General features: G+C 55.3%; 10 protein-coding genes. 8 read left to right on the top strand and 2 right to left on the bottom strand.

Annotated features, from left to right (window positions below):
* Positions 1 to 122 precede the first annotated feature (122 nt).
* Complete coding sequence (locus tag D9V82_RS01705; protein ID WP_121910685.1) at positions 123 to 851, bottom strand: Abi family protein; 729 nt, start codon at positions 849 to 851, stop codon at positions 123 to 125.
* 505 nt (positions 852 to 1356) lie between these two features.
* Here D9V82_RS01705 and D9V82_RS01700 point away from each other — a divergent pair.
* The 8 genes from D9V82_RS01700 (at position 1357) to tuf (ending at position 9893) form a co-directional block, all read left to right on the top strand.
* The gene (locus D9V82_RS01700) at positions 1357 to 1971 is read left to right on the top strand and encodes an ECF transporter S component (RefSeq protein ID WP_121910658.1); all 615 of its coding nucleotides are present in this window, start codon (positions 1357 to 1359) and stop codon (positions 1969 to 1971) included.
* 13 nt (positions 1972 to 1984) lie between these two features.
* On the top strand, positions 1985 to 3412 hold the full coding sequence (locus D9V82_RS01695) for an ABC transporter ATP-binding protein (protein WP_121910657.1): 1428 nt from the start codon (positions 1985 to 1987) through the stop codon (positions 3410 to 3412).
* A complete protein-coding gene (locus D9V82_RS01690; RefSeq protein ID WP_121910656.1) occupies positions 3405 to 4175 on the top strand; it encodes an energy-coupling factor transporter transmembrane component T family protein in 771 nt (256 codons plus the stop codon). Before D9V82_RS01695 ends, D9V82_RS01690 begins: the two co-directional genes overlap by 8 nt.
* A 26-nt stretch (positions 4176 to 4201) precedes the next feature.
* A complete protein-coding gene (locus D9V82_RS01685; protein WP_121910655.1) occupies positions 4202 to 4753 on the top strand; it encodes a nucleoside/nucleotide kinase family protein in 552 nt (183 codons plus the stop codon).
* Between the two features lie 262 nt (positions 4754 to 5015).
* Positions 5016 to 5387: a 30S ribosomal protein S12 gene (gene rpsL / locus D9V82_RS01680; protein ID WP_121910654.1), complete on the top strand. Its 372-nt coding sequence runs from the start codon at positions 5016 to 5018 to the stop codon at positions 5385 to 5387.
* 6 nt (positions 5388 to 5393) lie between these two features.
* Entirely contained in the window at positions 5394 to 5861 is a 468-nt protein-coding gene (gene rpsG / locus D9V82_RS01675) for a 30S ribosomal protein S7 (RefSeq protein WP_005276881.1), read from the top strand.
* A gap of 321 nt (positions 5862 to 6182) precedes the next feature.
* Entirely contained in the window at positions 6183 to 8312 is a 2130-nt protein-coding gene (fusA, locus tag D9V82_RS01670; RefSeq protein WP_121910653.1) for an elongation factor G, read from the top strand.
* A gap of 390 nt (positions 8313 to 8702) precedes the next feature.
* Entirely contained in the window at positions 8703 to 9893 is a 1191-nt protein-coding gene (tuf, locus tag D9V82_RS01665) for an elongation factor Tu (RefSeq protein WP_121910652.1), read from the top strand.
* A gap of 370 nt (positions 9894 to 10263) precedes the next feature.
* Here tuf and D9V82_RS01660 read toward each other — a convergent pair whose 3' ends face one another.
* Entirely contained in the window at positions 10264 to 11970 is a 1707-nt protein-coding gene (locus tag D9V82_RS01660; RefSeq protein WP_121910651.1) for an ABC transporter family substrate-binding protein, read from the bottom strand.
* Between the last annotated feature and the right edge of the window lie 42 nt (positions 11971 to 12012).

Below are 12012 nucleotides of genomic sequence, written 5' to 3'. Positions count from 1 at the left end.
GGGCTCTTTTAGGAAATTTTACTTTTAATGCAGAGGGCATATACATTACCTCTGTTTCCAAGTATGCCCGTTGTTTGGAATAAGAGTTAGTGTCGCCTTAAACGAGGATCTTTTTGCAGAATTCAAGGAAGGGGATCGCTCGCTGAAAAATATTGAAGAACGATAGGATCCAAGCAGTTGAGTAATTCAAAAATCTCTTTCCTGTAAATGCCGCAATCGATATCGATCATTGACTCTTGGTGGCTAATTCTATTTCTAAGCAAAACAGCGTGATGCATGATATAGCTTGCTCGGTCAGGAGAAATAGTTTTAGGGCCAGATGACAGCGCCCGGCTAGTTATATTCTTGTACACGGACTTGAGATTCCTATAGGTGGTCTCGTTGGGGTAATACTTGCGGGTACCATCGGGGCGATTTTTTGGTTCTCGGTAGAAGAACGCTTCCTTCCATTGAGTTAAGGTGACTTGTGCAATAATGTCATCGCGGTTAATGGGTTGGTCTTTTCGCGGATGGGGTCCTTCGATGAGCCCAGTTCCGTTGTCGCGAATCCCTTTAGCATTCTTGGCTTTTGCTAGGGCTCTATTGGCGATTTGTTGGCTGACTTTGTCGAGAGGGAAGGACACATTGCAACTGGGATGTTCAATCCAATTCTTATTGCTTTGAGGCTCCTGCTCATCGCTCCATTCATCGATTGCTTTGCAAATCTTGTTTCTGAGGACAATCTCGAAAACGGATAGTAAGTTCCAAAGCGCGGCAGATAGTTGAAGGTCCCACCTATAAAGCTCCAGGGCTCGACCAGCATGATATCCCATTTGGGCTAAATATTTTTCAGTGCGCTGTTCTCCCAACATCTGTAGTACATGCTGTTCATGTCTGGATCCGTGCATTGTTTCGTCTTTCTCGGCATCGCGGAATAGTTTATCTTGTCATTTTGTGCTTTTTGGTCTATCCTCGGAGTGGAGAGAGTGATATAGCCGTCTAGGATCTTAATTCACTCCAGTAGGAAGGGTCACGTCCGAACACCGGTTATAAACCGAAGCATTGGACGGGGCCCTTTCGTCTTGGGAATGTCTGATGGTTTGAGTCTAGGTTTCATTACTAGGTGCCCATTCGGCCGCAGAATCGATTGTGGGCACTGGTATGGGTGGCTGCTAGTATGAGTAAAGTCGGTGGCTCAGATCAGTAAAATTTGGGCCCTGGGCTACTTGATTTACACCAGTACACGGGAGCTTTCAGAATTTGTGGGCCCGCAAGCCCACAGGCCGCACAGGCACAGAAAATGAAGGCTGAGATACTGCGATATGACGCGGTGAACCGTTGAACCTGATCCGGGTAATTCCGGCGAGAGGGAGAGAAATGACTACTAATACTTCTGGGGCCGCAGCACCAAAGCGTAACTTGGATTGGCGCGTGGTGGATATCGTGGTGGCATCCGTCTTGGGTGTTGCCTGCGGTTTCGTATTCTTGGGCTGGAATGCTGTGGGATATGCTTGGTACCAAGCGATGGACGCACTCACACCAGGTCTAGGCGGTTTGGCCACTGGTATCTGGCTTCTCGGCGGCATTCTGGGTGGGCTGGTCATCCGCAAGCCGGGAGCAGCGGTGTACGTAGAGGTTCTCGCGGCTACCGTATCCGCCGTCTTGGGATCGCAGTGGGGCATTAGCACCTTGTATTCGGGCTTGGCACAAGGCATTGGTGTGGAAATCATCCTCGTCATCTTCATGTACCGCCAATTCAACCTTGGCGTGTCCATCCTGGCTGGTATGGCAGCAGGCTGGGGTGCCTTTGTCCTGGAGCTGTTTACTTCCGGTAACCTCGCGAAATCCTTTGAATTCAACATTATCTACTTGAGCACTCTTACCATTTCCGGTGCCATCTTGGCAGGCGCCCTGGGTTTCTATGTGGTCCAGGCATTGGCTAAGACCGGTGCCCTTGATCGCTTCGCAGTAGGCCGCGAACAGCGCGTTTAGGGCCTAGACTGCTGTGACTGATTTTTCCCACTTAGCGGCAAACGCCACAAAAATCACGGCTCGCGGCTATGGGTGGACACATGCTGGGCGCTCCCAACCGGCGCTGCACGACATAGATCTGGTCATCGAACCCGGTGAAAGGGTTTTGCTGTGCGGGGACTCCGGTTCCGGAAAGTCCACGCTACTGGCCGCGATGGCTGGTGTCTTAGGTTCCGATGAGGAAGGAACGCGCACCGGCGAAATCATCTTGGAAGATTCTGCTGGCACGGTTGAAGAACCAGGCCGGACTATACCGGTGGGGTTGGTCCTGCAGGATCCGGATTCGCAGGTTATTTCCGCGCGCGTGGGCGATGACATCGCCTTTGGCTGCGAGAACCTGGCTTATCCGCGCGAAGAAATCTGGCGCCGGGTACAACAAGCCCAAGAGTTGGTGGGTCCCTATGTAGAACTAGATTTTTCTACGACGTACCTCTCAGGGGGGCAGAAGCAACGCCTGGCGTTGGCCGGGGTCATCGCCATGGGCGCAGGCGTGGTCCTATTGGACGAGCCCACCGCCAACCTGGATCCGGAAGGTGCGAAGGACGTGGTGCGGGCCGTCGGCAAGCTGGTCGAGCACACGGGCGCCACATTGGTGGTGGTCGAGCACCAACATATGGCGTGGGAAAGCGTGCTGGACCGCGCGGTCGAGCTGCAGGATGGGCGTATTATTTTCGATGGCCCCTTCGCTGACGCTGCCCGCAAGCGCCAGGTCACCGGTCTCTTACAGACAAAATCATTGGGAAGCGATGCGCTTGCAGAGTCCACCGCGGCGCTATGGAGCCAGGATTTGGTAACCTGCTATGGACCGCCCCGATCCATCTCTTTGCCGGCCGGGGCCTCGACCGTCATCACCGGCCGCAATGGCGTGGGGAAATCCACGTGGCTGATGACAATGGCGGGCCTATTGCCCGCCGAATCTGGGGAAATCGGCGTTGCTGACTTCATTCGCCGCGGAGTCAAGGGCTCGCCGTACCAGTGGAGATCCCGCGAATTGGCCGACCGCATTGGCTTTGTCTTTCAAAATCCGGACCACCAATTTGTCGCGCGCACCGTGGAGGAAGAATTGCGGGTTGCGCCCAAGGTCATGCGCGTCGAACCCCCAGAAGAACGCATTGCGCAACTGGTGGAATCGCTGCGTTTGGGGCACCTGCTAAAAGCTAATCCCTTTACCCTATCCGGCGGCGAAAAACGCCGCCTTTCGGTAGCAACAGCGCTGGTGACTGCGCCGGAGGTGCTGCTCTTGGATGAGCCAACCTTTGGCCAAGATCCCGGAACCTTTGTGGAATTGGTCGGCCTTCTGCGCCAGCTGGCTGATGACGGCATCACCATCGCCTCCATTACCCATGACCCGCTCTTTATCGCCGCCTTGGGCGACCACGAGGTGGAGGTGCGCGGTGCCTAATCTTTTGCGCAATGTAAACCCGCTGACTCGCATCTTCTTGATGTTTGTCTGGGTTACGCCTTTGCTTGCCTCCATCGACTGGGTTTCGGCGGCGCTATCGCTGAGCCTGACGCTCATCTTTGCGCCATTGTGTGGTGTCTCTTGGGTGCGTTTGTGGAAGGCCGGCTGGTTTCTCGTCTTTTTAGCTCCGCTTTCGGGAATTTCCATGCTACTTTATGGTGCGCCCGGGGGAGACGAGTACTTTAGCTGGTGGCTGGTTACGGTCACGGAAAACTCGCTTAGCCTGGCCATTGCGATTACGCTGCGTGTGTTGGCCGTCGCATTACCCATGGTGGTGCTCGCGCGCGATATCGATCCCACCGCGCTTGGTGATGCCCTCTCGCAGATCCTCCATCTTCCCTCCCGCTTCGTCATCGGCGCTGTGGCCGGCGTGCGCATGATGACGCTTTTGAAATCGGATTGGCAATCGCTCGGCATGGCGCGCAGGGCCCGCGGGCTCACGGATGAAGGCCGCTTCAAACACTTGCTCACGATGTCTTTTGGTCTACTGGTGATTGCTCTGCGCCGCGGCGGCAAGCTAGCGACGGCGATGGAAGCGCGCGGTTTCGGGCGCACCCCGCCCGGAGAAAGGCAGCGGACCTGGGCCCGAGAATCCAGGTTGCATGCCTGCGATGGGTGGGTCATGTTGTGCGGCCTCGCCTTTGCTTGTGTACCGGTGGTAACTTCGTTACTTACTGGGGCCTGGAGATTCTTTGGCCTTTAATCCGCGAAAGCAGTGATTCAAGCACTATGGATATTGATGCCGCACAAGCGCACCTTTTGGAGGACATCGTTAAGCTAGCCGCCTCGCGAAAGCGTGCGTTTAAACCCATCACGGTGCTTATTGATGGCCCTTCAGGCTCCGGCAAAACCTGGACCTCTGCCGCCTTGGCAGACCGCACTCACTGGCGGGTGGTTCACCTCGATGAATTCTATCCCGGTTGGCATGGCCTAGAGAAGGGTTCCAAGATGGTGGGCGAGCAGGTATTGCGTACCATGAACCCCGGCTATTGGCGCTGGGATTGGGAATCCAATTGTCCCGGTGACTGGGCCAGCCTCGATGTCCGCGATGATCTAATTGTTGAAGGCGTCGGTTCCGTGACTGCGGATAATATTGCGGCGGCGAAAAAGCGCGGGGCGGTAGTAACTGTGCGCATCGATGGTCCCCGCGAGCAGCGCTATGAGCGTGCAATTGCGCGCGAGCCAGCCTATGAGAAGTGGTTTACTACCTGGGAAGAGCAGGAAAAATCCTACTTTTTTAGCAAGGCTGCGGAGCCAGACCTGGCGTGGGAGTGGCGCTAGCCTCTCCACATCGCTGGTAGAGCGCACTTCCTGTTTGTATTTCGAGCGCTGGTTTTGCTAGTCTCACTCTTAGTTCATTATGTACCTTTCGCCCTGTATCGATATGATGTGCGAAAAGCGTAGTGAAAAGTCTGATACTTAACAAGGTGCCAGCCTTGGGAAGATTTCTGGACATGCGGAAGCGCCCCGGGAAAGAGCGCCCATTTTTGCATGTTTGGTTACCTTCTTGAGAATCGGTACAATTCGACAGAAAGACTGTTTAATGCCAACTATTCAACAGCTGGTCCGCAAGGGCCGCCAGACCAAGCGCAAAGAGGTCTCTACTGCTGCGCTGAAAGGCTCCCCGCAGCGCCGTGGCGTGTGCACCCGCGTGTACACCACGACCCCGAAGAAGCCGAACTCCGCTCTTCGTAAGGTCGCCCGTGTGCGCCTTACCAGCGGCATCGAGGTTTCGGCCTACATCCCCGGTGAGGGTCACAACCTGCAGGAGCACTCCATGGTTCTCGTTCGCGGCGGCCGTGTGAAGGACCTCCCAGGTGTTCGGTACAAGATCATCCGTGGCACCCTGGATGCTCAGGGCGTCAAGGACCGTAAGCAGGCGCGTTCTCGTTACGGCGCAAAGAAGGGACAGTAATAAACAATGCGTAAGAATGCTGCTCCGAAGCGTCCTGTAGTAAAGGACCCGGTATATAACTCCGAGCAGGTAAGCATGCTCGTCAATAAGATTCTCCAGGACGGCAAAAAGTCCACCGCTGAGCGCATCGTCTATGGTGCACTTGAGGCTTGCCGCGAGAAGACCGGTACCGATCCGGTTGGCACGCTGGAGAAAGCACTGGGCAATATCCGTCCGGACCTCGAGGTTCGCTCCCGCCGCGTGGGTGGCGCTACCTACCAGGTGCCGGTGGAGGTCCGTCCGGACCGTGCCAACACCCTGGCACTGCGTTGGATGGTGACCTTTACCCGCCAGCGTCGCGAGAACTCCATGATTGAGCGCCTCGCCAATGAGATCTTGGATGCCTCCAACGGCCTCGGTGCTTCCGTTAAGCGCCGTGAAGATACTCACAAGATGGCTGAAGCAAACCGCGCCTTCGCCCACTACCGCTGGTAATTTTCCAGCCCCTTCACCAATGGCCTAAGCAACGAGAAATAAGTTTCGCGCTGAATTTCGGGTTACCCGGCGGCGATTTAAAACTTCATATCTCCTGCTTGGGCCATTTTGGTGGCACTGCGTGTGATTTAGGCCAGCTCAACTGGCCTAGTCCAGCGTAGTCGCTTTGTCTCCAGTACACTAAAGCGATAGAAGTCTAGGAGCCGCAGGGCATCTAGCATGGCCACTCAAATGGCAATCTTTTCAAAGACCTTATCCATTCAGGCGTCTTAGCCAGAATTCTGGTCACGGCGTCGACGACTATTAAGTTGGGGTATAAACGTGGCACAAGAAGTGCTCAAGGATCTGAACAAGGTCCGCAACATTGGCATCATGGCCCACATCGATGCTGGTAAGACGACCACTACCGAGCGTATTCTCTTCTACACCGGTATCAACCGCAAGGTGGGCGAGACGCACGATGGTGCATCCACCACCGACTGGATGGCACAGGAGAAGGAACGCGGCATCACCATTACCTCCGCTGCCGTTACCTGCTTCTGGAATAACAACCAGATCAATATCATTGACACCCCGGGTCACGTCGACTTCACCGTTGAGGTTGAGCGCTCCCTGCGTGTCCTCGACGGCGCGGTTGCCGTCTTTGACGGTAAAGAGGGTGTTGAGCCCCAGTCCGAACAGGTGTGGCGCCAGGCCGCTAAGTATGACGTTCCGCGTATCTGCTTCGTCAACAAGATGGACAAGTTGGGTGCGGACTTCTACTACACCGTTAAAACCATCGTTGAGCGTCTGGGTGCTAAGCCGCTCGTTATGCAGCTGCCAATCGGCGCTGAGGATGACTTCGACGGCGTTGTTGATCTCCTGAACATGCAGGCCATTACCTGGCGCGGCAAGGTTGAAACCGGTGCTGAGCCTACCTACGAGGATATCCCTGAAGACCTCAAGGAAAAGGCTGAGCAGTACCGCGAGCAGCTCGTTGAGACCGTCGCAGAGTCTGACGAAGAACTCATGGAGAAGTACTTCGGCGGCGAAGAACTTACCATCGACGAGCTAAAGGCTGGCATCCGTAAGCTGACCATCAACTCCGAGGTTTACCCCGTGTACTGCGGTACCGCTTACCGCAACAAGGGTGTCCAGCCGCTGCTGGACGCTGTCGTGGATTTCCTTCCTAACCCGCTGGACGTGGGCGAGGTTATCGGCCACGCTGTGGGTGATGAGGACCAGCAGCTTACCCGTAAGCCTTCCGTTGAGTCTTCCTTTTCCGCATTGTCCTTCAAGATTGCAGCTCACCCGTTCTTTGGTCAGCTCAACTTCGTGCGTGTGTACTCCGGCCAGGTCACCCCTGGTACCGAGGTTATGAACTCCACCAAGGGCAAGAAAGAACGCATCGGTAAGCTCTTCCAGATGCACGCCAACAAAGAGAACCCAGTGGATCAGGCTGATGCCGGCAACATCTACGCGGTTGTTGGTCTGAAGGAAACCACCACGGGTGACACCCTGTGTGACAAGAATGATCAGATCATTCTTGAATCCATGGACTTCCCAGAACCGGTTATCAAGGTTTCCATTGAGCCGAAGACCAAGGCTGACCAAGAGAAGCTGGGTAATGCGATCCAAAAGCTTGCTGCTGAGGACCCAACCTTCACCGTTGAGCTGGATGACGAAACTGGCCAGACCGTTATCGGTGGTATGGGCGAGCTTCACCTAGACGTCCTGGTTGACCGCATGAAGCGCGAATTCAAGGTCGAGGCAAATATCGGTAACCCGCAGGTTGCGTACCGCGAGACCATTCGCCGCAAGGTGGAGTCCATCGAATACACCCACAAGAAGCAGACTGGTGGTTCCGGCCAGTTCGCAAAGGTTATCTGCACCATCGAACCGTACAACCCGGACCCAGAAACCCTGGAAGAGGGCGAGTCCGCAACCTACGCTTTCGAGAATGCAGTGACTGGTGGTCGCGTGCCGAAGGAATATATTCCTTCTGTTGACGCTGGTATCCAGGACGCTATGCAGTATGGCTACCTGGCTGGCTTCCCGATGGTCAACATCAAGGCAACGCTGGAAGACGGCGCCTACCACGACGTTGACTCCTCCGAGATGGCCTTTAAGCTGGCCGGCTCCCAGGTATTCAAGGAAGCAATGGCGAAGGCAAAGCCTGTTTTGCTTGAACCAATGATGTCTGTGGAGGTCGTGACCCCTGAGGAGTACATGGGTACTGTTAATGGTGACATCTCCTCCCGTCGTGGCCAGGTCTTCGCTATGGAAGACCGCTCCGGTGCCAAGGTCGTTAAGGCAAAGGTCCCTCTGTCTGAAATGTTCGGCTACATCGGTGACCTGCGTTCTTCTACCGCAGGCCGAGCTAACTTCACTATGGTGTTCGACTCCTACGCGGAGGTTCCTTCCTCCGTGGCTCAGGAGATCATTGAAGAGCGCACTGGCGGCGCTAGCTAGCAGCGACTCCCGTGCCCGTTCAGCGGTGGCTAAGGGCTGGTAGTCTCTGCCAGTAGATGCCATCCCCACCGCTGAATATGGCAATTGGGCCAGGGTAGTGGCGGGCTGAGTTTGCAGCCAAACCATTGGTTGTGAATTGAGCCAGCCGTTACCCTCCCAGGATCCTTCATTTGAAACTCTTGTTGAGGGAAATGGCCGCGAAGATACGCGGGGTTACCTCCTATAATGACGGTTTGAAAAAACCGCGGGATAAATCTAGGATCGTGTAACTGGCACGTAAAGAAAGCGTCATTAGCGCTTTGTCCCTAACAATGGGTCAGGTGCCAATGACAACTGTCAACCACGTGGCTGCGAAGGTCGTAGCCACCATATAGTCCAGGAGGACATACAGTGGCAAAGGAGAAGTTCGAGCGTACGAAGCCGCATGTGAACATCGGCACCATCGGACACGTCGACCACGGCAAGACCACCACCACCGCAGCGATCACCAAGGTTCTGGCTGACCAGTACCCTGACGAGAACACGGCGTTCGCGTTCGACATGATCGACAAGGCTCCTGAGGAGAAGGAGCGCGGTATTACCATTAACATCTCCCACGTGGAGTACTCCACCCCGAAGCGTCACTATGCACACGTTGACGCCCCGGGCCACGCCGACTACATCAAGAACATGATTACCGGCGCAGCTCAGATGGACGGCGCTATCCTGGTTGTTGCTGCAACCGATGGCCCGATGCCGCAGACCCGCGAGCACGTTTTGCTTGCTCGCCAGGTTGGCGTTCCGTACATCCTCGTTGCACTTAACAAGTGCGACATGGTCGATGATGAGGAAATCATCGAGCTCGTGGAGATGGAGATCTCCGAGCTTCTTGGAGAGCAGGACTATGACGAGGATGCTCCTATCATTCACATCTCCGCTTTGAAGGCACTCGAGGGTGACGAAAAGTGGGTACAGTCCATCGTTGATTTGATGGATGCCTGCGATAACTCCATCCCTGACCCGGAGCGTGCTACCGACCAGCCGTTCCTGATGCCGATTGAGGATATCTTCACCATTACCGGCCGCGGTACCGTTGTTACCGGCCGTGTTGAGCGTGGTCGCCTGAACGTCAACGAGGACGTTGAGATCATCGGTATCCAGGAGAAGTCCCAGACCACCACCGTTACCGGTATCGAGATGTTCCGCAAGATGATGGACTACACCGAAGCTGGCGACAACTGTGGTCTGCTTCTGCGTGGTACCAAGCGTGAGGACGTTGAGCGTGGCCAGGTTGTTATCAAGCCGGGCGCTTATACCCCTCACACCAAGTTTGAGGGTTCCGTCTACGTCCTTAAGAAGGAAGAGGGCGGCCGCCATACCCCGTTCATGAACAACTACCGTCCTCAGTTCTACTTCCGCACCACCGACGTTACCGGTGTTGTGAACCTGCCTGAGGGCACCGAGATGGTTATGCCTGGCGACAACGTTGAGATGTCCGTCGAGCTCATCCAGCCTGTTGCTATGGACGAGGGCCTGCGCTTCGCTATCCGCGAAGGCTCCCGCACCGTCGGCGCTGGCCGCGTTACCAAGGTTCTCGACTAATCGAGGCTGCGTAACCGCTCAGTAGAGCTTCACAAGTCCGCTGCACCCCATGTTGGGTGCAGCGGACTTTTTGATCTTTGTCCCTCTGTGTTTCTCGGTTTTGCCCGCGCGGCAGTGCCGATCATTAACTGCTCGGGTATGTTGCACTGCCCGGGTGCGGCCTATACTCGGCTAGTTTGATGTTCACACGGATGCCCTACCTCCGGTCTTTTCGCGGCGGGATCTCGAGCCTTATTAGTCCGCAGGCCGGTCTCACATACCGGGTATCCACCTAGCGGTGGCGGAGGGAGAACCCTAAAAGCCGAAGAAAGGCCTTCCACCTCGTAATAAAAGCGAGTGGAAGGCCTTTCCTCAGTAAGGGAATTGGCTATTACTTCTCCCAGCCGATGTTTTCCTTAGGGATGACGGCGAATCCGAGAGCACCCATGTTGGCGATGCCTTTCTTCAGACCGACCATTTGTGGACCGTTAGCGTATGGCAGCATTCCGTACTCTGCGAAGGCTTCCGACTCGAGTTCGTTGATGCGTTTAATTTGTTCCTCGCGAGTCGGCAACTTCTGCATCTCTTTAATCTTCTTATCGAATTCTTCGGTACCGGTGCCGGACTTGTTGAGAGTCGAGTCGCTGGCGTAGGTCTGGCCGAAAAATGCCGGGCCGAATGGGTCACTTGCGGCGAAGCCGGAGAGCAAGAGGTCAAAGTCGCGCTCGCTGATGATCTTGGAGAAGTCCGAGCTCGGGCGTTCCTCAACTTTCAGGTCAATACCGGCGTCCTTCAGCATCTTTTGGACAGCGGTAGCGGTGGACTTGGAAACCTCATCATCGCCGATGAGGATGTAGCGGAGGGACAACTTGTCCCCGTCCTTGGCGTAGTAGCCGTCACTGCCCTTGGAGTAGCCAGCATCTTCGAGCAGGCTCTTAGCTTTTTCTACGTCGTATTCAAGGACCTTAGAAAGGTTGTCCTTGTAGTCCTCCTGGGTTGGGTAGAGGGTCAGGGAGCCAGGCATTTCCTCCTCGTAGCCAAGACCGTTGTAGCGGATTTTTGCGAGCTGGTCGCGGTCAATGGCAGCGAAGACGGCGTGGCGAACATCCTTATCTGCCAGCTGCGGAGTCTTCGAGTTCAGGGTGAATAAGACGCTAGCTGGGCGGGTGGCTGCACGGATGTCGATGGAATCACCCATGTCTGCAGCGATGCTCAGGTTATTCTTGCTGCCCACACCCGCGGCGTCGATTTCGCCGGCCTGGAACGCGTTGATGGTTGCTTGGGCTTCCATTGCACGGAAGTTCACCTTATCTAACTTAGGTTCATCGCCCCACCACTTTTCGTTAGGAACGAAGGAGACGGTGTCGCCACGGAAGTCAGCGTTTTCAACCTTGAACGGACCGGCGCCGTACTGTGGGTTGAGTTTGCCCAGGTACTCCTGGTCAAATTTCTCGGCGGTATCAATTGCAGGGTGCAGGATGTCGTTAAAAAGACCTTGCCACCATGGGTATGGGCCTTCGAAAGTGACGATGGCTTCCTTGTCGTTTTTGCCCTTTTTTACAGATTCAATAAGTTCGTAGCCATCGGTGGAATTGACCTGGACCTCCATGTCCTTGCCATTATTGAAGCGCCAGGTGTTCTCAAACGCGGTCCAGTCGATGGGGGTGCCATCGTTGAAGATGGCGTCATCGTTGATGTCGTATGTAACGACGGTCTTATCGCCCTCGGTGGATTCGTCTACCGAATCCAGGTAAGCCGGGTTTGGAGTGTAGTTACCTTCGCCGTCATACAGCGCCATTTGCGGGTTGTACCAGCTCCATACGGTGCTGGTATCCACGGTCATATTGGCGTGGAATCTGTTCTGCTGCTCAGTTAGCTCGCCTAGCGCGAGAGTGAGCTCACCGCCGTCCTTAATCTCATCGCGCTCTTTTTCGTTGTAGTCACCGGCGGGCTTAACATCGATTTCGAGCCCGCCGACGGCCTTGTTGGAGGAACCTTGGCCGTCGCTACCGTCAGAACTCGAGCAGGCGGTGAGTGCAAGTGCCGTGGCGGAGACAGAGGCAACCGCAGCTGTGCGGAAGCGACCGAACTTATTCATTGGGATTACTCCTTGCGTGGGAGGAAGATGAAGTTGGTATTA

The sequence above is a fragment of the Corynebacterium macginleyi genome, from assembly GCF_003688935.1.
Taxonomy (GTDB): Bacteria; Actinomycetota; Actinomycetes; order Mycobacteriales; family Mycobacteriaceae; genus Corynebacterium; species Corynebacterium macginleyi.
This window is presented reverse-complemented; position numbering and strand designations above follow the sequence as displayed.